This window comes from Kitasatospora sp. NPDC059673, assembly GCF_042734215.1.
GTDB lineage: Bacteria > Actinomycetota > Actinomycetes > Streptomycetales > Streptomycetaceae > Kitasatospora.
In genome coordinates this window covers 226,557-246,326 of sequence record NZ_JBHWEN010000002.1, presented here as the reverse complement: position 1 = coordinate 246,326, position 19,770 = coordinate 226,557, and the positions used below count along the sequence as shown (strand labels likewise).

Sequence of the window (19,770 nt, the reverse complement as noted above, 5' to 3'; positions counted from 1 at the left end):
CCGGCCATCCTAGGCAGCAATCATAGGAATCGCCTATCGTCGGCAGCGGTTTCATGTCTTGGACAGCGCCTGCGCGCCGGGCCTACCGTCATGCTCATGGCTTCTGCTACCCGGACAAACCGGGAGAACCGGACCCTCACTCCCGGTCGGCATCCGTCCGCCGCGGTGGCGCTGTGGCGCAGCTCCGTCGGCAAGAAGGCGGTGATGGCCGTCAGCGGGCTGCTGATGCTCGCCTACCTGGTGGCCCACATGCTGGGCAACCTCAAGGTGTTCTTCGGCCCGGACGACCTCAACGGTTACGCACACTGGCTGCGCACCATCGGCCAGCCGCTGCTGCACTTCGGCTGGTTCCTCTGGCTGGCCCGCGCCGTCCTGCTGGCCGCCGTGGTCGCGCACGGCGTGGCCGCCTACCAGCTCTCCCGCCGCGACCTGCGGGCCCGCCCGCAGCAGTACGTGCACCGGCGCCGACAGGCCGGCTACGCGACCCGGACGATGCGCTGGGGCGGGGTGATCCTCGGCCTGTTCGTCGTCTGGCACATCCTCGACCTGACCACGCTCACCGTGAATCCGGCCGCCGAGGAGGGGAACACGTACCGGAACATCGTGGCCTCGTTCTCCACCTGGTACGGCGGCGGAATCTACTGCCTGGCGATGCTCGCGCTCGGGCTGCACATCCGGCACGGGTTCTGGAGCGCCGCGCAGACCCTGGGCGTCAACAACCCGCGCCGCGACCGGGTGTTGAAGCTCGCCGCGAACGCGCTGGCGCTGCTGCTGACGGTCGGCTTCCTGTCGGTGCCGGTCTCCGTGATGGCGGGACTGGTCCGATGAACCACGACGGAACGAACGCCGGAGAGGCCCCGATGAGCTACCTCGACTACACCGTCGGCGCGCCCGTCGCCGACACCCGGGCCCCGGCCGGGCCGATCGAACAGCGGTGGGACCAGCGGCGGTTCGAGGCCAAGCTGGTCAACCCGGCCAACCGCCGCAAGCACACCGTGATCGTGGTCGGCACCGGCCTGGCCGGTGGCGCGGCCGGCGCGACGCTCGCCGAACAGGGCTACCACGTCGTCCAGTTCTGCTTCCAGGACTCCCCGCGGCGCGCCCACTCGATCGCCGCGCAGGGCGGCATCAACGCCGCGAAGAACTACCGCAACGACGGCGACTCGATCCGCCGGCTGTTCTACGACACCGTCAAGGGCGGCGACTTCCGCGCCCGCGAGTCCAACGTGCACCGCCTGGCCCAGGTCTCGGTGGAGATCATCGACCAGTGCGTGGCCCAGGGCGTGCCGTTCGCCCGCGAGTACGGCGGCCTGCTCGACACCCGCTCCTTCGGCGGCGTCCAGGTCTCCCGCACCTTCTACGCCCGCGGCCAGACCGGCCAGCAGCTGCTGCTCGGCGCCTACCAGGCACTGTCCCGCCAAATCGCCGCCGGGAACGTCGAGTTGCACGCCCGCACCGAGATGCTCGACCTGATCGTGATCGACGGCCGGGCCCGCGGCATCGTCGCCCGCGACCTGGTCACCGGCGAGATCCGCTCCCACCTGGCGGACGCCGTGGTGCTCGCCACCGGCGGCTACGGCAACGTGTTCTACCTGTCCACCAACGCCAAGAACTCCAACGCGACGGCCATTTGGCGCGCCCACCGGCGCGGCGCGTACTTCGCCAACCCCTGCTTCACGCAGATCCACCCGACCTGCATCCCGCGCTCCGGCGACCACCAGTCCAAGCTGACGCTGATGAGCGAGTCGCTGCGCAACGATGGCCGGATCTGGGTGCCGAAGGCGAAGGGCGACACCCGGCCGCCCGGGCAGATCCCCGAGGACGAGCGGGACTACTACCTGGAGCGGATCTACCCGGCGTTCGGCAACCTGGTGCCCCGCGACATCGCCTCCCGGGCCGCCAAGGTGGTCTGCGACGAGGGCCGCGGCGTCGGCCCCGGCGGGCAAGGGGTGTACCTGGACTTCGCCGACGCGATCGCCCGGCTCGGCCGGGCCGCCGTCGAGGCCAAGTACGGCAACCTGTTCGAGATGTACGAGCGGATCACCGCCGAGGACCCGTACACCGTGCCGATGCGGATCTACCCGGCGATCCACTACACGATGGGCGGCCTGTGGGTCGACTACGACCTGCAGACCACCGTCCCCGGCCTGTTCGCGATCGGCGAGGCCAACTTCTCCGACCACGGCGCCAACCGGCTCGGCGCGAGCGCGCTGATGCAGGGCCTCGCCGACGGCTACTTCGTCCTGCCGCCCACGCTGAACGACTACCTGGGCCGCACCCCGCTGGAGCCCGTCCCCGGCGACCACCCCGAACTCGCCGAGGTGGAGGCCGAGGTGACGGACCGGCTGCACCTGATCCTCTCGGTGGACGGCGACCGCACCCCCGACTCCTTCCACCGCGAACTCGGCGAACTGCTCTGGGACAACTGCGGGATGGCCCGCGACGAGGCCGGCCTGCGGCACGCGCTGGCCCGGATCCCCGAACTGCGCGAGGAGTTCTGGCGGCGGATCAAGGTTCCCGGCACCGGCGCCGAACTCAACCAGGCGCTGGAGAAGGCAAATCGGCTGGTCGACTACTTCGAACTCGCCGAACTGATGTGCCTGGACGCGCTGCACCGCAGCGAGTCCTGCGGCGGCCACTTCCGCACCGAATCCGCCACCCCCGACGGCGAAGCCGCTCGCCGGGACGAGGAGTTCAGCTACGCCGCCGCCTGGGAGTTCACCGGCACCGGCGACGCCCCCGTCCTGCACAAGGAAGAGCTCGTCTTCGAGCACGTCCACCCCACCCAGCGGAGCTACGCGTGAACCTCACCCTGCGCATCTGGCGCCAGCAAGGCCCGGACACCCCGGGCGAGATGACGATCTATCAGATATCCGGCATCAGTGAGGACATGTCCTTCCTGGAGATGCTGGACACCCTCAACGAGGAACTCATCCTGCGCGGCGAGCGCCCCGTCGCCTTCGACCACGACTGCCGCGAAGGCATCTGCGGCGCCTGCGGCATGGTCATCAACGGCCAGGCGCACGGCCCCGAACGCACCACCACCTGCCAGCTGCACATGCGGCACTTCAACGACGGCGACACCATCGACGTCGAACCCTGGCGGGCCGGCGCCTTCCCCGTGGTGCGCGACCTGGTGGTGGACCGCTCCGCGCTGGACCGGATCATCGGCTCCGGCGGCTACATCACCGCACCCACCGGCTCCGCCCCCGAGGCGCACGCCACCGCCGTCCCCAAGGAGGCCGCCGACCTCGCCTTCGAGCACGCCGAGTGCATCGGCTGCGGGGCCTGCGTCGCCGCCTGCCCCAACGGCTCGGCGATGCTGTTCACCGCCGCCAAGGTCGTCCACCTCAGCGTCCTCCCGCAGGGCGCGCCCGAACGCGCCTCGCGGGTACGGAACATGGTGGGCGCGATGGACGCCGAGGGCTTCGGCGGCTGCACCAACACCGGTGAGTGCGCCACCGCCTGCCCCAAGGGGATCCCGCTGACCGGAATCGCCCGGCTCAACCGCGAGTTCCTGCGGAGCTGACCGGCTCCCCGGGCAGCCGGCCCCCGTAGGGAAGTCGATCGCCAGGCGGGGCCGCCTCGTGCACCAGGTGTCCCACCGGGACGGTGTGCAGGCGGCCGTGGGGGATGGTGCGGGCCGACGCGGCGACCCGGCTCTGCGGTCGGTGACTGGCCGGACCGCCCGCGATCACCAGGGTCGGCGTGGTCGCGGCGGCCCGTCCGGCCGGACCACCGGACCGGTTGGGCATCGGGCCCGGTTCGGGGCGGGCGGCGGACACGCCCACGATCCGTTCAATGCGGAGGTTCGGGGCGCTTGAGCAGGTGTGATCGGGGTCAGATTGTCCGATCATCACATGAGGAGTTTTCCATGCGTATTCGCACGTCCCTCGCCGCCTCCGGACTGGCCGTGGCCTGCCTTCTCGTCGGAGCCGGCTCCGCCGCCGCCGACGCCGAAGCGGAAGGCGTCGCCGCCAACTCGCCCGGCGTCCTCTCCGGCAACCTGATCCAGATCCCCATCGAGGTGCAGGCCAACGTCTGCGGCAACTCGGTCAACATCGTCGGCCTGCTCAACCCGGCGGTCGGGAACATCTGCATCAACAAGTGACCGACGACGGTCCAGGCGCGCCCGGGCCCGCCGCGCTCTGCGGGCGGGCCCGGGGCGGCGCCCCACGCTCCAGCCAGCTGCGCAGCGCCCACCACCAGTGCGCGGTGTGCTCGACGCCACCGGTCAGCGGGTCGCCACCGGTCAGGTCGCGCAGTCGCCGCAGCCGGTACTTCACCGTGTTGGGGTGCACGTGCAACTCGGCGGCCGTCCGGTCGGTGCGGCCGCCATGGGTCAGCTGGGCCAGAGCGGTGGCGGCGAGCTCACGGTGGAAAGGATCGCCGGGGTCCAGGGCGCCCAGCAGGGAGCCCGCCAGCAGGGCCCCGAGCTCGCTCTCGGCGGGCGTGGCGGTGAGCAGGGCCAGCTCGGCCAAGTGGTGAAGTCCCGTCAGGCCGGCCGCCTCGGCGGCTCGAAGGGCTTGCCGGGCGAGGACGTACAGGGGGGCCAGGCCGGACGGTTCGGCAGGCGGCGTGACGACGGCGGTCGGGCCGTCGATGGGCAGGACGGGCAGGGGTCCGGTCAGCGCCGCCAGCCGGCCGTCCACGAAACCGCACAGGCCGGGGCCCGCCGCGGCGAGCGCCTGCTCCAGCGGGCCCGCCAGCGCCGGATCGCTCACCGCCGTCACCACGCACCGGTACCGGCCGGTCGGCGACAGCGGCGCTCCGGGCGTCTCCACCTGTTCCCCGTGCAGGAGTTGACGCAGGGTCTGGGCGTGGCCCTCGCGGGCGGTGCGGGCCGCCGCCAGCTCCGCCACCCGGTGCGCCTGCACCATGCGGCGAGCCAGCATGATGGTGATGTGGTCGATCCGGGTCACGCCGTCCAGCAGCTCGTCCGCCGGGACGGCGCAGCGCCGGCCCTCCGCGATCACCGCCCCCACCAGGTGCGAGCGGCCCGCCTGGAAACCGTCCAGCAGCGCCGCCACCGGCACCCCCTGGCGCGCCCGGTCCGAGCCCAGCAGCGCCGCCGCCGCGAGCGCCTGCGCCCCCGGCTCGCCGTCGCCCTGCAACGCCGCGCGCACCCCGTCCAGCAGGGCCCGGGTGTGCCGTCGCACCTCCCGCTCCGGCAGCGCGGCGACCAGCTCGGACGCGGCCCGCGCGGCCCGTACCGCCGCCGCGAGCACCTCCGGGTCCTCGGTGCGCCCGGCCACCAGCCGCACGAACGCCTCCACCGACCGTCAACCTCCTGTGCTCGACCCTGCCTGTGCTCGACCCTGCCTGTGCTCGATCCGGCCTGTGTTCGACCCTGCCGGTGCTCGACCCCGCCCGTGCTTGACCCCGGCGGACAATCGGCGCCGTCCGCGTTGGGCGCCGCCAGCCTATGCCCGGCCCGGCCGGCCCTGGTGAGCTGTGCCCGCCCCCGCCAGTGCGCACCCCATGGAGAGGTGACCTGCCATGTCCGACACCGAGTCCCTGCTCGACCGCCTGCCCGGCGACCTGATCTTCCGACTGCCACCGAGCTTCGACACCGTCGAGGAGGAGCGCCGCCACCGCAAGGAACGCCTGGCCGCCGCGCTGCGGATCTTCGGCAAGCTCGGGTTCGAGGAAGGCGTCGCCGGGCACATCACCGCCCGCGACCCGGAACTCACCGACCACTTCTGGGTCAACCCGTTCGGCCTGTCCTTCAAGCACATCAAGGTCAGCGACCTGGTGCTGGTCGACCACCACGGCACCGTGGTCGAGGGCCGCTACCCCGTCAACCAGGCCGCGTTCGTCATCCACTCGACCATCCACCGGGCCCGCCCGGACGTGGTCGCCGCCGCGCACAGCCACTCCACCCACGGGCGGGCGCTGTCCGCCCTCGGCCGCCGCCTTGAGCCCATCACCCAGGACGTGTGCGCCTTCTACCAGGACCACGCCCTGTTCGACGACTACACCGGCCTGGTCACCGACCTGGAGGAGGGCGAGCGGATCGCCACCGTCCTCGGCCCGCACAAGGCCGTCATCCTGCGCAACCACGGCCTGCTCACCGTCGGCAGCACCGTGGACGCCGCCGCCTGGTGGTTCATCACCATGGAACGTTCCTGCCAGGTCCAATTGCTCGCCCAGGCCGCCGGCCCCACCGTCCCGATCTCCCCCGAGAACGCCGCCCTCACCCACCGCCAGATCGGCAACGACCTGGCCGGCTGGGTCAACTACCAGCCCCTGTACGACCAGATCACCCGCGAACAGCCCGACCTGTTCGAGTGAGGGCGGGTCATTTCTTGGCCCGGCTCGGCTGCACCCGGCGCGGCTCGCCCGGCATCTTCGGGTGGTCCGGCGGGTAAGGCAGATCGCCCGCGTCCTGGTGCGCGTACAGCTCCAGCACGCGCTCCAGGGAGGCGGGTCGGCGTTCCATGTCGGCGTGCAGGTCGCCGAGTTCGGCGAACCGCTCGGGCACGGTGCGCAGGGTGAACTCGGTGGGGGAGACCTGCTCGACCTCCTCCCAGCGCAGTGGCGTGGAGACGGTGGCCTGCGGGCGGGGGCGCAGCGAGTACGGGGAGGCGATGGTGCGGTCGCGGGCCATCTGGTTGTAGTCGACGAAGATCCGCTCGCCGCGTTCCTCCTTCCACCACTTGGTGGTGACCTCGCCGCCGCTGCGGTGCTCCAACTCGCGGCCGAGCGCGATGACGGCGTGCCGGCAGTCGGTGAACGTCCAGCGCGGCTCGATCGGCACGTACACGTGCAGACCCCGGCCGCCGGACGTCTTCGGCCAGCCGGTCAGGCCGAACTCCTCCAGCAGCGGCCGCAGTTGGAGCGCCGCGCGGACGGCGTCGGTGAAGTCGGTGCCGGGCTGCGGGTCGAGGTCGATGCGCAGCTCGTCGGGGTGCTCGGTGTCCGCGCGGCGCACCGGCCACGGGTGGAAGGTCAGACAGCCCAGGTTGGCCGCCCACAGCACGGCGGCGTCCTCGGTCGGGCAGATCTCGTCGGCGCTGCGGCCGGACGGGAAGGCGATCCGCGCGGTCGGCAGCCACTCCGGCAGGCCCTTCGGCGCCCGCTTCTGGTAGAAGAACTCGCCGTCCACGCCGTCCGGGAAGCGCTGCAGCGTGGTCGGCCGCTCGCGCAGGCCGCGCAGCACGCCCGGGGCGACCGCCAGGTAGTACTCGGCGACGTCCCGCTTCGTGTACCCGGGCTCCGGGTAGTACACCTTGTCCGGGTTGGACAGCCGTACCGTGCGGCCGCCGACCTCCAGTTCCACAGCAGAAGCCATGCCGTCCACGCTAGGCGGCCCGCCCACGCATCGCGCGTTGCGCCCACTGCGCGTTGCGCCCACTGCGCGTTGCGCCCACTGCGCGTTGCGCCCACCGCTCAGGCAGCCGACACGCCGGGGCGGCCCGACACGCCGTGGCGCGGTGCGCGGGCCGGGGACCATCGGGGGCATGCAGCTACCCGTGATGCCGCCGGTCTCGCCGATGCTCGCCAAGGCCGTCACCGCGATCCCGCCCGGCATGCAGTACGAGGCGAAATGGGACGGCTTCCGGGCGATCGTGTTCCGCGACGGAGACGAGATCGAACTCGGCTCGCGCACCGGCAAGCCGCTGACCAGATACTTCCCCGAGGTGGTGGCGGCCGTCCGGGACCAGTTGCCCGAGCGGTGCGTGGTGGACGGCGAGATCGTCGTCGCGCACGACGGACGGCTGCACTTCGAGGAACTGCTGGAACGCATCCACCCCGCCGCGTCCCGGGTCCGCACCCTCGCCGAACGCACTCCCGCCTCGCTGGTCGCCTTCGACCTGCTCGCCCTCGACGACGAGGACCTCACCACCCGCCCGCTGATCGAACGCCGCGCCGAACTCGCCCAGCTGCTGGCGGACGGCACCCCGCCCGTCCACCTGGCCCCCGCCACCACCGACCTCGACACCGCCCGCGGCTGGTTCTCCCGCTTCGAGGGCGCCGGCCTGGACGGCGTGGTCGCCAAACCGCTCGACGCCCCCTACCGGCCCGGAGAGCGCACCATGTTCAAGGTCAAGCACGTCCGCACCGCCGACTGCGTGGTGGCCGGCTACCGCGAACACAAGAGCGGCCCCGTGGTCGGCTCCCTGCTGCTCGGCCTGTACGACCCCGAAGGACGCCTCCAGCACGTCGGCGTCAGCGCCTCCTTCCCGATGGCCCGTCGCCGCGAACTCGCCGAGGAGCTCGCCCCGTTGAGGCTCGACGCCGACGACCTGAGCGGCCACCCGTGGGCGGCCTGGGCGGACGAACAGGCCCAGGCGAGCAGTCGGCTCCCCGGCGCGGTCAGCCGCTGGACCGGCAAGAAGGACCTCTCCTGGGTGCCGCTGCGCCCCGAGCGGGTGGCCGAGGTCGGCTACGACCACATGGAGGGCACCCGGTTCCGGCACACCACCCAGTTCAAGCGCTGGCGGCCGGACCGCACGCCGGAGAGCTGCACGTACGCGCAGCTGGAGGAGCCGGTCTCCTACGACCTGGGCGAACTGCTGGGCTGAGCGGCCGAGTTGACCAGTACCGCGAGGCCGTCCAGCAGGCGCTGGAGCCCGAACTCGAAGAGCTGGTCGAGGTCGAAGTCGTAGCTCTCGTGGGTGAGCCGGAGGAAGGTGGGGTGTTCGGCGATCAACTCCATGAACCGGGGCTCCTGCTGGTCCATCCAGGCCTCGGCGTCCTGCCCCGTGGCGGCCTCGGCGGCGGCCTCCATCTCCAGGTTGAGCGCGGTGCCGCGGATGTAGTTGAACAGCGTCAGGTACGCGGTGAACACGGTCTGAACGTCCAGGCCCTCGGCGACCAGGGTGGACAGCACCCACTCGCCGTACGGCAGCGCGTTGGCGACCGGTTGGGGGCGGGTCACCGACATTGCGGACGCCAGCCAGGGGTGCGCCCGGAACAGGTCCCAGAGCAGGCGGGCGGCCAGTTCCAGCCGGGCCCGCCAGGGCAGCGCGGCGTCGGCGGGGGAGAACCTCATGTGGGCGAAGACCTGGTTCATCATCAGGTGCACCAGGCCGTCCTTGTCGGGCACGTGCCGGTACAGCGACATGGTGGCGGCGTCCAGCTCGGCCGCCACCCGGCGCATCGACAGGGCCTCCAGGCCCTCGGCGTCCGCGATCGCCACGGCCGCCGCGACGATCCGGTCCGCCGTCAGGCCGCCCTCGACGGTGAGCCGGCGCGGGATCTGCCGCTCGCCGCCGGCGGTCGTGCGGGCTGCGGGCCTGGCGGGTGCGCCGTGCGCGGTGGGAGCGGCGGCCTGGGCGACGACGGTGCCGACGCCGGGGACCATCCGCACCAGGCCCTGGCCGCGCAGCTCCGTCAGCACCTTGGTGGCGGTGGCCATCGCCACGTTCCAGCGGCGGGTGATCTCCCGGGTGGACGGCACCCGGTCGCCGGGCCGGAGCTCGCCGCGCTCGATCCGCTGCCGCAGTTCGCCCGCGATCTGTTCGTAGCGATCCACCCGCTCCACCTCCGCACTAGTGCACCAGTCGGCCCGTGCCAGCTGCCCGTCTCGGCACCGTACCAGGGTTCGGAGTGCTTCGGGCTGCACTAGTGCACTAGTGCAGTAATTCGAGGGATCGGCTTGATTGGGTTGTGCAGTGCGGTGCGTACGCCGTACGTTCGATGCCATGAAGAACGCGGACATCCTCGTCTCCGGCGGCGGCATCGCCGGACCCACCCTGGCGTACTGGCTACGCAAAGCCGGCTTCCGTCCCGTCGTGGTGGAACGCGCCCCCGCGCCCCGCCCCGGCGGACAGGCCGTGGACCTGCGCGGCGCCGGACGCACCGTCATCGAGCGGATGGGCCTGCTCGACCAGGTCCGGCAGGTCACCGTGGACCAGCGCGGCCTCGCCCTGGTCGATCGGGACGGCAAGCGCATCGCCGAGATACCCACCGAAGCCTTCGGCGGCCAAGGCATCGTCTCCGACCTCGAACTCCTCCGCGACGACCTCGCCACCGTGCTGTACCGGGCCACCGCCGACGACGTCGAGTACCTCTTCGACGACACCGTCACCGCCCTCCGGGAGGACGCCGACGGCGTGCACGTCACGTTCGAGAACGCCCCGCCCCGCCGCTTCGACCTGGTGGTCGGTGCGGACGGCCTGCACTCCACCGTCCGCCGCCTCGCCTTCGGGCCCGAGAGCGAGCACTTCGTCCCCATCGGCGGCTACACCGCGTGGTTCACCGCCCGCCTCGACCTCGACCTCGACGACTGGTTCCTGATGTACAACGCCCCCGGCGGGCGGGTGGCGATGGCCCGCCCCGGCCGGGCGCCCGGCGAGGTCAAGGCCGGACTCAGCTTCCGCTCCGCCCCCCTCGCCTACGACCGCCGCGACCGCGCCGCCCAGCAGCGCCTGCTCACCGACCGTTTCGCCGGGGCCGGTTGGGAGGTCGACCGACTGCTCGCCGCGATGACGGAGGCCGACGACTTCTTCTTCGAGCACCTGGGACAGGTCCGCCTCGACCGCTACACCCGCGGCCGAACAGCCCTGATCGGCGACGCCGCCTGCTGCCCCACCCCGCTCACCGGCCTCGGCACCAGCCTCGCGCTGGTCGGCGCCTACCTGTTGGCCGGCGAACTCGCCACCGCGAACGGCGACTTCACCACCGCCTTCGCCCGCTTCCAGCACCGGATGAAGCCCTACGCCGCCAAGGCCCAGGAACTTCCCCCGGGAGGCATGGCGGGCTACGCCCCCAACGGCCGCACGATGATCGCGCTGCGCGCCGCGTCCATGCGCTGGATGACCCGCAGGCCACTGCGCTCCATCATGGAGGCCCAGGCCGCGAAGGCGAGCGAGGTCGAACTGCCCGACTACGCCAACGCCTTGGCCCCACACGGCGGTTGAGCGTGGAGCCGTCGTCAGGAACGGCCGAACCAGCGGCGCTTGGCCGGGGGCCGGGGCGGCGCGGGGGCGTCCGCCGGCGGGCCGTCGTACTCGCGGGAGACCACCTGGACCTGGCCCGATTCGGCGTCGTGGCGCACCGTGTCCAGGCCCTGGCGGTCGAGTTGGGCGATGGTGTCGGCGTGGGTGGTGGTGTTCAGGGCGATCATCCCGATCTTCGGATGCTTCGGGCCCTGCTCCACCTCCTCGTGGAGCAGGGTTTGCATCAGGCGGTCGGCCGAGCCCGAGGGAAGGTCCTCGTCCACCGAGATGTGCAGCAGCAGGTGCTCCTCGCCGGTGGTCTGCCACCGGACTTGTGCGATCCAGACCGAGCGGACGGCGGGGAACTCGCGGATCCGCCGAACCAGGGCCTGGCGCAGGGCGACTGCGGTCGGGTCGGTGGACCAGTCGAGCCTGAACTCCGCCCCGGGTCCGTAGGCCGCCCGATCCCGCAGCAGCTGCCCGGGAAAGGACGCCCACCAGCGCCCGGAGTACACCTTGAGCTTGCCGACGCCGGTCTGCTCCAGGATGTCCCGCAGCCGTGCCTCGTCGCAGTGCAGCATCGCGGGGGCCGTCGGAAATCGCTCCGCGCCGACTTCCGCGCTGGTGAACCCGATCAGGATGGGCGACTGGTCGTCGTCGGGGAGGAAGATCACCTTCCAGGCGTCGGTGACGGGAATGAACGCCCCGCCCTCGACCAGCGCGGCGAGCAACGCCTCCGGCGCGGGCTCGTGCCCGTCCGCGTGGCTGTCGAGGAGCTCGGCGAGACGGTGGTTCGACTGCTTGTTCCCGGGCGCACCGGAGTTCTTGGGCGGCTGCTGCCCGCCGGGTCTCCTCGACGCCCGACTGCCGCTCCCCGCAGGCGAGTTGGGCGGGGGCGCGGGGGTGTTCATCGGGTCGTCGTGTTCGTGGGAGATCACTTGGACCTGGCCCGACTCGGCGTCGTGGCGCACCGTGTCCAGGCCCTGGCGGTCGAGTCGGGCGATGGTGTCGGCGTGGGTGGTGGTGTTCAGGGCGGCCATCGCGACCTTGGGCCGGCCCGGGCCGAGTTCCACGTCCTCGCGGAGCACAGTCTGCATCAGACGGTCGGCGGAACCGGAGGGCAGGTCCTCGTCCACGGCGAAGTGCACCATCAGGTGTTCCCCCTCGGCCGTCACCCGGGCGACCCAGACCGAGCGGACGGCGGGGAACTCGCGGATCCGCCGAGCCATCGCGTCGCGCAGGGCGATCGCGGTCGGGTCGGTGGACGGGCCGTATTCCATCTCCGTTCCGGGCCCGCAGTCCGCCCAGTCGCGCAGCACCTGCTCGGGCAGCAGCGCCTGCCCGTCCCTGGAGCGGATCGCGAGCCGGGCGATGCCGGTCTGCGCCAGGATGTCCCGCAGCTGCGCCACGTCGCAGTGCAGCATCGCGGGGGCCGACGGCAGCAGTTCCGCGCCGACCTCCGCGCCGGTGAACCCGAGCAGGGTGGGCGGCATCTCGTCGTCGGGGAGGACGATCACCTTCCGGTCGGTGGTGACGGGAATGAAGGCCCCGCCCTCGAACAGTGCGGTCAGCACCGCCTCCGGCGCGGGCTCGTGCCCGTCCGCGCGGCTGTCGAGAAGTTCCTCAAGACGGGCGTTCGATTGCTCAGTCACGCGCGCAGCGTAGTGCTCGGACGGCCGGTGTCGGGGGCGAACGGCATGATCAACGTCATGCGCTGCGACCTCTGTGACCACGACCTGGCCAAGTACGACGTGCCGCCTTCCCGGTGGTACCGCGAGATCCGGATCTGCACCTGGTGCTTCGCGGTCGTCCGGGTCGGCATCGACGGCGCGTGCGCCCGGCAGGCGTACAGCGAGTGGGACTTGCGGTGGGAGGCGGCCTGGAGCGACATGCTGCCGGATGCCCGGCGGCACGCGTACGGGTACTTCCGGCGCACGCTCTGCGGGATCGAACGCCCGGACCTGACCGGCTCGCCGTTCGGCATGTGGGGCGGCGGCCAGGACGAGTGCCCCGACTGCACCGCCACGGCCCGGGCCATCGACGCCCGCTGGCCCGAGGACCGGCGCGACGACCTCGGCGGGTTCCTGGTGCCCGAGCCCGAGCCCGCCCCGGAGGACCGGGACCCGCTGCCGGACGAACTCGGCCACCCGGACGTCCAGTTGCCCGAAGCGCGGTGGAGCCCGCACACGCGGGTCCTCGCGGCAGCGCCGCCGCCACCGGAGGACGCGTACCGGGCGATCGGCGACGGCCCGTCGGCGGTGCGGCTGCCGGCGTGCTGGGCCGGGTACGGCATCGGCCCCTACCGGCCGTACGACCGGCAGTCCCGGACCTTCGCCTGGTTCCAGGCCTACGCCCCGGACACCGTGCCGCCGCTGGACGAGGCGAGCTTCGTCGGCGACTACGCGTGGTTCGGCGAGACCGGCGAGCCGCTGGACTACCGCACCGCCGTGACGGACCCGATCGCGGCCGAGCTGGCCCGGGACGGGCTCGAACTCCCGGCGGATTTCCTGGCGTTGATCACCCGGGCCGCTCTGCACCGCTGCCTCGACCGGGTCGGCGGCGGCGCGTGGACGGACGTTTCCGGCCCGGTGCCCAGCCCGCTGGACCCGGCCGACCGGCTGGTGGCGTTCTTCCGCGACCAGCAGAGCTGCATCGTCTGGTACCTGTACCTGCACCACAACGGGCGGTCGGCGGTGGTCAGTTCGGCCCGGGACCTCACCGAGGAGCCGGAGGCCCGCTACGGACCGGACGGCGAGCTGGTCATGCCCTCGCCCCCGGAGCTGTTCTGGAACGCGCCGAGCACCGAGATCTTCGCCTACCGCTTCCTCGCCGAGGGCCACCTCATCGAGGCGATCAACGACCGCAGACGCGCGGCCGACCTCGACCCCGAGCACCTCGCGTACCTGGCGCACTACCTGCCGGGTGCGAACGCCGACTGAAGGCACAGCGGTTGTGGACGGCGCGCCGAGCGGCCGTCGGGGCCCCCGTCGCGCTGCTCCGTCCGGGTGCTTTCCGGCACGCCGCCGACCGCCGCGCCGTCCTGCTCGGGCACGATCGTTCAGCCCTGCTGTGGCACCCGTTAAGAATTCCTCGATGGACCGCACCCCCCGTGACCAGGCAGATTTCACCCTGCCCGGCCGGTGAACCGCCGCACGCCGGGCCACCCCCGGGCCTGCCGACCGCAGGACCGCCCGCACTTCGCGTCAGGAGCCCTCGCAGTGAAGGCACTCGTCAAGCTGGACGCCGCCCCCGGCCTGTGGATGACCGACGTCCCGGAGCCGGAGATCGGCCCGGGCGACGTCCTGATCAAGGTCCTGCGCACCGGCATCTGCGGCACCGACCTGCACATCCGCAAGTGGGACGGCTGGGCCCAGCAGACCATCAAGACCCCGATGACCATCGGCCACGAGTTCGTCGGCGAGGTCGCCGCCCTCGGCGCCGCCGTCACCGACATCAGCGTCGGCGACCTGGTCAGCGGCGAGGGCCACCTGGTCTGCGGCAAGTGCCGCAACTGCCTGGCCGGCCGCCGCCACCTGTGCCGCAACACCATCGGCCTGGGCGTCAACCGCGACGGCGCGTTCGCCGAGTACGTCGCGCTGCCCGCCTCCAACGTCTGGGTGCACCGCGTCCCCGTCGACCTCGACGTGGCCGCCATCTTCGACCCGTTCGGCAACGCCGTGCACACCGCGCTGTCCTTCCCGATGGTCGGCGAGGACGTGCTGGTCACCGGCGCCGGCCCGATCGGCATCATGGCCGCCGCCGTCGCCAAGCACGCCGGCGCCCGCAACGTGATGATCACCGACGTCTCCGAGTACCGCCTGGAGCTGGCCCGCAAGCTCGGCGTCACCCTCGCCCTGGACGTCTCGCAGCACACCATCGAGGACGGCCAGCACCAGCTCGGCCTGCGCGAGGGCTTCGACGTCGGCCTGGAGATGTCCGGCCGCCCCGAGGCCATGCAGTCGATGATCGCCAACATGACGCACGGCGGAAAGATCGCCATGCTCGGCCTGCCCGCCGACCAGTTCCCGATCGACTGGTCCGCCGTGGTCACCTCGATGCTCACCATCAAGGGCATCTACGGCCGCGAGATGTTCGAGACCTGGTACGCGATGTCCGTGCTGCTCGAAGGCGGACTCGACCTCAGCCCGGTGATCACCGGCCGGCACGCCGCCCAGGACTTCGAGGCCGCCTTCGACGAGGCCGCCGGCGGCAACTGCGGCAAGGTCATCCTCGACTGGACCACGCTCTAGACCGCAAGCTCGGCAAGCCTGTTGACCCTCGTTAGGAGCGACACCCCCGTGTTCGACACCGTCCGCGACGACCTCGCCGCCACCCTCGTCGAGATCCGCGAAGCCGGCCTGTTCAAGCCCGAACGCGTCATCGGCACCCCGCAGTCCGCCGAGATCACCGTCACCTCCGGCACCGGCGGCCAGGTGCTCAACTTCTGCGCCAACAACTACCTCGGCCTCGCCGACCACCCCAAGGTGATCGACGCCGCCAAGGAGGCACTGGACCGCTGGGGCTACGGCATGGCGTCCGTCCGCTTCATCTGCGGCACCCAGGACGTGCACAAGGAACTGGAGCAGCGGCTCTCCCAGTTCCTCGGCCAGGAGGACACCATCCTCTACTCCTCCTGCTTCGACGCCAACGGCGGCGTCTTCGAAACGCTGCTGGACGAGCGCGACGCGGTCATCTCCGACGCCCTCAACCACGCCTCCATCATCGACGGCATCCGGCTCTCCAAGGCCCGCCGCCACCGCTACGCCAACCGCGACCTGGCCGACCTGGAGCAGCAGCTCAAGGCCACCCAGGACGCCCGCCGCCGGCTGATCGTCACCGACGGCGTGTTCTCCATGGACGGCTACATCGCCCCGCTCGCCGAGATCTGCGACCTCGCCGACCGCTACAACGCCATGGTCATGGTCGACGACTCGCACGCCGTCGGCTTCGTCGGCCCCACCGGCCGCGGCACCCCCGAGCTGCACGGCGTGATGGACCGCGTGGACATCATCACCGGCACCCTCGGCAAGGCCCTCGGCGGCGCGTCCGGCGGCTACGTCGCCGCCCGCCGCGAGATCGTCGCGCTGCTGCGCCAGCGCTCCCGCCCGTACCTGTTCTCCAACTCGCTCGCCCCGGTGATCGCCGCCGCCTCGCTCACCGTGCTCGACCTGCTGGAGACCAGCGACGACCTGCGCGAGAAGCTCGCCGCCAACACCGAGCTGTTCCGCACCAGGATGACCGAGGCCGGGTTCGAGATCCTGCCCGGCGAGCACCCGATCGCCCCCGTCATGATCGGCGACGCCGCCAAGGCCGGACGCCTCGCCGAGCTGCTGCTGGAGCGCGGCGTCTACGTGATCGGCTTCTCCTACCCGGTGGTGCCGCACGGCGCCGCCCGGATCCGGGTCCAGCTGTCCGCCGCGCACAGCACCGAGGACGTCGAGCGCGCCGTCGCCGCGTTCATCGACGCCCGGGCCGCGCTCGGAGAGTAAGCCCCACGACCCGGCGCGGGCCAACCCTCAACCGCGCCATCCGCGACGGGCCGCCTCCTTCCCATCCCCCGGGCGGCCCGCCGAGGCGCGGGGAGCCGATCCCCGGCTCCCCGCGCCACCTCCGAGCACCCGTTCGGATCACCCCCGCGGCGCTGGCAGAATTGACCCGTGATCGACGCACGACGGCTGCGGACCCTGCGGGCCGTGGCCGACCACCGGACCGTGACCGCCGCGGCGGCCGCGCTCTACCTCACCCCCTCCGCGGTCTCCCAGCAGCTCGCCGCCCTCGAACAGGAGACCGGCCACACCCTGCTGGTCCGCGACGGCCGGGGCGTCCGCCTCACCGCCGCCGGCGAGATCCTGGTCTGCCACGCCGACGCCGTCCTCGCCCAACTGGAACGCGCCGAGGCCGACCTGGCCGCCTACAGCTCCGGCGCCGCCGGCGAAGTCACCGTCGCCGCGTTCGCCACCGGCATCGCCATGGTCCTCGCCCCCGCGATCGCCGCACTGGCCGGCACCCACCCCGGCCTGCGCGTCAAGGCACGCGACTCCGAGGGCGACGCCAGCCTGCCGATGCTGCTCGACGGCCGCGCCGACATCGCCGTCGCCGTCGAATACCGCGGCGCCCCGCGCCCCGACGACCGGCGGCTCACCCGGCTCCCGCTGTACGCCGAACCCTTCGACGCCGTCCTCCCGCTCGACCACCCGCTCGCCGCCGGCACCGGCCCCGTCGCCGTCGCCGAACTCGCCGACGAACCGTGGATCGGCCCCTACCCCGGCAACCCCTGCCACGACGTGGTCCTGCTGGCCTGCGAGAACGCCGGCTTCCAGCCCCGGCTGGTGCACTCCTCCGACGACTTCAGCGCCGTCACCGCACTCGCCTCGGCCGGCGCGGGCGTCGCCCTCGTCCCACGCTCCGCCCTGCGCGCCGCCGACCGCGGCCGGGTCGCCGTCCGCCCCGTCACCAGCGCCCTCGCCACCCGCAAGGTGTTCGCCGCGACCCGGGCCGGCGCCGAACTCCACCCCCTGATCCGGCCCGTCCTACGCGCCCTCGCCGAAGCCGCCGGCCACCTCGACCGCCGCGCGGGGCAAGCGGTTTGACCTGCTGACAACCACCAGCCCTACACCGACCCGCACCCCGACGACGCCGTCGAGTTCGTGCTGCGCCTGGCCCAGGGTGGCTACGCCGGCCAACTGCCGGACGCGGTGGCCGACTTCCGCGGGATGCTGGGCGCATCGGCGGCGCAGGCGCAGTCGTCGGAAACGGAGCCCGGAGACGGGGTGATTCGGCCGGTCCATTCGCAACCTGACTGCTCAACAGCGGTCTGGCATATGCTGCCGGGTGGCCCGCGCCGGGCCGTCATCCACCTCGCAGGAGTGCCCAGAATGAGCGATCACGCGTCCGACCGCACCGCCGCCCTTCCGATCGGTGTCATCGGGCTCGGAGACATCGCGCAGAAGGCCTACCTGCCGGTCCTCACCGCCCAACCCGGCCTGGACCTGCGGCTGATGACGCGGGACAGGGCCAAGCTGGACCGGATCGGCGAGGCCTACCGGATCCCGTTCCGGACCACTGACCTGGACGAGCTGATCGACTCCGGCATCCGGGCCGCGTTCGTGCACGCCGCCACCGAGCAGCACGTCCCGATCGTGGAGAAGCTGCTCACCAGGGGCGTCGAGGTGTACGTGGACAAGCCGCTGGCCTACCATCTGGACGGCGCGCGGCACCTGGTCGAGCTGGCCGGGCGCGAAGGCCGTTCGCTGATGGTCGGATTCAACCGCCGCCACGCCCCCGGCTACCTGCTGGCCGCCGAACGCCCGCGCGACCTGATCGTGCTGCAGAAGCACCGCGAGGGGCTGCCCGAGCAGGCCCGCACCCTGGTCTTCGACGACTTCATCCACGTAGTGGACACCCTGCGATTCCTGGCCCCCGGCGAGATCGAGCAGGTGGACGTCCGGGCCCGGGTCCGGGGCGGCCTGGTTGAGCACGTCGTGCTGACCCTGGCCGGCGAGGGCTTCACCGCGCTCGGCCTGATGAACCGGGTCTCGGGCTCCGCCGAGGAGATCCTCGAAGTGTCCGGAGCCGACTCCAAGCGCGAGGTCCACAACCTCGCCGACGTCATCGACCACAAGGGCCAGCCCACCGTCCGCCGGCGCGGCGACTGGGTGCCGGTCGCCCGCCAGCGCGGCATCGAACAGGTGGTCCTGCACTTCCTGGACGCGCTGCGGGCCGGCAAGACCCTCGACGCCACCGACGCGCTGCGCACCCACGAACTGTGCGAACTGATCGTGGAACGCATCGAGTCCGCCGTCTGACCCCCGGATCCCGTTCTGCCGACAGGCCGTCAGCCGGCCCCGGCGCGGATCGCTCGAACGAGCGATTCACCCGATCGGTGCGCACCCCGAAAGGATCAGTTCCACCGGCACCGGGACGGGGCATGCGCCCAGCAGAGAAGCCGCCGACCGGCTGCCGACGAGCCCCTGACCAGGCATCGGACGGCCACCGGCGGTCGGCGGCGCCAACTGTACGGTGGCGAACGAGATCCGACCGCAGGAGAGCCACGTGACCGCACCCGACCCCGGGCCCCCACCTCACGACGGGGAGCAGCCGGACGGCCCGCACCCCGCCGAGGGCCATCCGGACCGGGTGACGTTCCACGCCAGCCGCGACGGCGTCTCCTGGGAGGCCCCGGACACCCAGGCCAACCGGCGCGCCCTGCTGCTCTCGCTCGCCATCCTGGGGACGGTCACCACGATCACCGTCCTCGCCATGAACGCGGCCGGCATCATCACGGCGCTCCCCATCGGCATCAAGTCCAACGAGGCCGTCAGCACTCCCCGGGTCCCGCCGCCACCGTCGGCGCCCGTGCCGTCGGCCCCGTCCGTGCCCGCGCCGTCGCCGCTCCCGTCGCCGTCCGCCGAACCGAGCCCGAGTCCGAGTCCGAGCATCCGGGCGCCGCGCACCGTCTCGTTCCAGATCGACGTGGTCAGCACCGGCTACGAGCTGATCGACCTGGACGCCCCGAACGACAAGCCGCTCTCCACCCTCGTCACCGACGAGGACTGGAACGCGATGTCCGAGGCCGACCAGAAGTCCTACGAGCTCGTCGCCCACGACCACCCGGCGCCCACCCTCGTGCTCGGCAACCTCGCCGCCGTGCTCCCGCCCGGCACCGAGCTCACCGAAGCCGGCTGCCGCGAAGCCGCCCGGGCCGGCACCATCAAGAGCTTTCGCTACGCCACCGCCGCCGAGCGCCCCGCCAACGACGCCAAGGGCCTTCGGGCCGGCGCGACGCTCTGCCTGACCAGCAGCAAGGGCGCCGTGATCGCCGTCCGGATCGCCGACATCCCCTACGATCTCGGCCTGGTCAAGCTCGACGTGACCATCTGGTGAC

17 protein-coding genes are annotated in these 19,770 nt (G+C 72.3%); 13 read left to right on the top strand and 4 right to left on the bottom strand.

What is annotated here, in order from left to right:
- Nucleotides 1-96: 96 nt before the first annotated feature.
- From ACFV18_RS03475 to ACFV18_RS03460, 4 genes are all read left to right on the top strand, one after another.
- Nucleotides 97-828 (top strand): succinate dehydrogenase cytochrome b subunit, encoded by a 732-nt coding sequence (locus tag ACFV18_RS03475; RefSeq protein ID WP_380478739.1) that lies wholly within the window; start codon nucleotides 97-99, stop codon nucleotides 826-828.
- Nucleotides 829-860: 32 nt separating this feature from the next.
- Nucleotides 861-2,804 carry a fumarate reductase/succinate dehydrogenase flavoprotein subunit gene (locus ACFV18_RS03470; protein ID WP_380479247.1) on the top strand — a complete coding sequence of 648 codons (1,944 nt, stop codon included), beginning with the start codon at nucleotides 861-863 and terminating at the stop codon, nucleotides 2,802-2,804.
- Nucleotides 2,801-3,529, top strand: coding sequence for a succinate dehydrogenase/fumarate reductase iron-sulfur subunit (locus ACFV18_RS03465; RefSeq protein ID WP_380478737.1), 729 nt, complete (start codon nucleotides 2,801-2,803; stop codon nucleotides 3,527-3,529). Before ACFV18_RS03470 ends, ACFV18_RS03465 begins: the two co-directional genes overlap by 4 nt.
- A 345-nt stretch (nucleotides 3,530-3,874) precedes the next feature.
- On the top strand, nucleotides 3,875-4,111 hold the full coding sequence (locus ACFV18_RS03460) for a chaplin (protein ID WP_380478735.1): 237 nt from the start codon (nucleotides 3,875-3,877) through the stop codon (nucleotides 4,109-4,111).
- On the opposite strand, the gene ACFV18_RS03455 is transcribed toward ACFV18_RS03460, so the two are convergent.
- Complete coding sequence (locus ACFV18_RS03455; RefSeq protein ID WP_380478733.1) at nucleotides 4,101-5,276, bottom strand: helix-turn-helix domain-containing protein; 1,176 nt, start codon at nucleotides 5,274-5,276, stop codon at nucleotides 4,101-4,103. The two genes, ACFV18_RS03460 and ACFV18_RS03455, sit on opposite strands and share 11 nt — an antisense overlap.
- A gap of 223 nt (nucleotides 5,277-5,499) precedes the next feature.
- On the opposite strand from ACFV18_RS03455, the gene ACFV18_RS03450 reads away from it, so the two are divergent.
- Complete coding sequence (locus tag ACFV18_RS03450; RefSeq protein ID WP_380478731.1) at nucleotides 5,500-6,294, top strand: class II aldolase/adducin family protein; 795 nt, start codon at nucleotides 5,500-5,502, stop codon at nucleotides 6,292-6,294.
- A 7-nt stretch (nucleotides 6,295-6,301) separates the two neighbouring features.
- Here the strand turns inward: ACFV18_RS03450 and ligD are convergent, their stop codons facing one another.
- Nucleotides 6,302-7,294: a non-homologous end-joining DNA ligase gene (gene ligD, locus ACFV18_RS03445; protein ID WP_380478729.1), complete on the bottom strand. Its 993-nt coding sequence runs from the start codon at nucleotides 7,292-7,294 to the stop codon at nucleotides 6,302-6,304.
- A gap of 169 nt (nucleotides 7,295-7,463) precedes the next feature.
- Here ligD and ACFV18_RS03440 point away from each other — a divergent pair, with 169 nt between their 5' ends.
- Complete coding sequence (locus tag ACFV18_RS03440) at nucleotides 7,464-8,528, top strand: ATP-dependent DNA ligase (RefSeq protein ID WP_380478727.1); 1,065 nt, start codon at nucleotides 7,464-7,466, stop codon at nucleotides 8,526-8,528.
- Here the strand turns inward: ACFV18_RS03440 and ACFV18_RS03435 are convergent.
- Nucleotides 8,501-9,481, bottom strand: a complete 981-nt coding sequence (locus ACFV18_RS03435; protein ID WP_380478725.1) for a TetR/AcrR family transcriptional regulator C-terminal domain-containing protein — start codon at nucleotides 9,479-9,481, stop codon at nucleotides 8,501-8,503. The genes ACFV18_RS03440 and ACFV18_RS03435 overlap by 28 nt on opposite strands.
- Before the next feature lie 169 nt (nucleotides 9,482-9,650).
- On the opposite strand from ACFV18_RS03435, the gene ACFV18_RS03430 reads away from it, so the two are divergent.
- On the top strand, nucleotides 9,651-10,868 hold the full coding sequence (locus ACFV18_RS03430; RefSeq protein WP_380478723.1) for an FAD-dependent monooxygenase: 1,218 nt from the start codon (nucleotides 9,651-9,653) through the stop codon (nucleotides 10,866-10,868).
- A 14-nt stretch (nucleotides 10,869-10,882) separates the two neighbouring features.
- Here ACFV18_RS03430 and ACFV18_RS03425 read toward each other — a convergent pair whose 3' ends face one another.
- A complete protein-coding gene (locus ACFV18_RS03425; RefSeq protein WP_380478722.1) occupies nucleotides 10,883-12,538 on the bottom strand; it encodes a hypothetical protein in 1,656 nt (551 codons plus the stop codon).
- Between the two features lie 45 nt (nucleotides 12,539-12,583).
- Between ACFV18_RS03425 and ACFV18_RS03420 the strand changes: the two genes are divergently transcribed.
- From ACFV18_RS03420 to ACFV18_RS03395, 6 genes are all read left to right on the top strand, one after another.
- Nucleotides 12,584-13,825: a hypothetical protein gene (locus ACFV18_RS03420; protein ID WP_380478720.1), complete on the top strand. Its 1,242-nt coding sequence runs from the start codon at nucleotides 12,584-12,586 to the stop codon at nucleotides 13,823-13,825.
- A gap of 279 nt (nucleotides 13,826-14,104) precedes the next feature.
- Nucleotides 14,105-15,136 carry an L-threonine 3-dehydrogenase gene (gene tdh, locus ACFV18_RS03415; protein WP_380478718.1) on the top strand — a complete coding sequence of 344 codons (1,032 nt, stop codon included), beginning with the start codon at nucleotides 14,105-14,107 and terminating at the stop codon, nucleotides 15,134-15,136.
- 48 nt (nucleotides 15,137-15,184) lie between these two features.
- On the top strand, nucleotides 15,185-16,375 hold the full coding sequence (locus ACFV18_RS03410) for a glycine C-acetyltransferase (protein ID WP_380478716.1): 1,191 nt from the start codon (nucleotides 15,185-15,187) through the stop codon (nucleotides 16,373-16,375).
- Nucleotides 16,376-16,543: 168 nt separating this feature from the next.
- Nucleotides 16,544-17,476 (top strand): LysR family transcriptional regulator, encoded by a 933-nt coding sequence (locus ACFV18_RS03405; RefSeq protein WP_380478714.1) that lies wholly within the window; start codon nucleotides 16,544-16,546, stop codon nucleotides 17,474-17,476.
- Nucleotides 17,477-17,761: 285 nt separating this feature from the next.
- The gene (locus ACFV18_RS03400) at nucleotides 17,762-18,691 is read left to right on the top strand and encodes a Gfo/Idh/MocA family protein (protein WP_380478712.1); all 930 of its coding nucleotides are present in this window, start codon (nucleotides 17,762-17,764) and stop codon (nucleotides 18,689-18,691) included.
- 247 nt (nucleotides 18,692-18,938) lie between these two features.
- Nucleotides 18,939-19,769: a hypothetical protein gene (locus tag ACFV18_RS03395; RefSeq protein ID WP_380478710.1), complete on the top strand. Its 831-nt coding sequence runs from the start codon at nucleotides 18,939-18,941 to the stop codon at nucleotides 19,767-19,769.
- The last annotated feature ends 1 nt before the right edge of the window (nucleotide 19,770 follow it).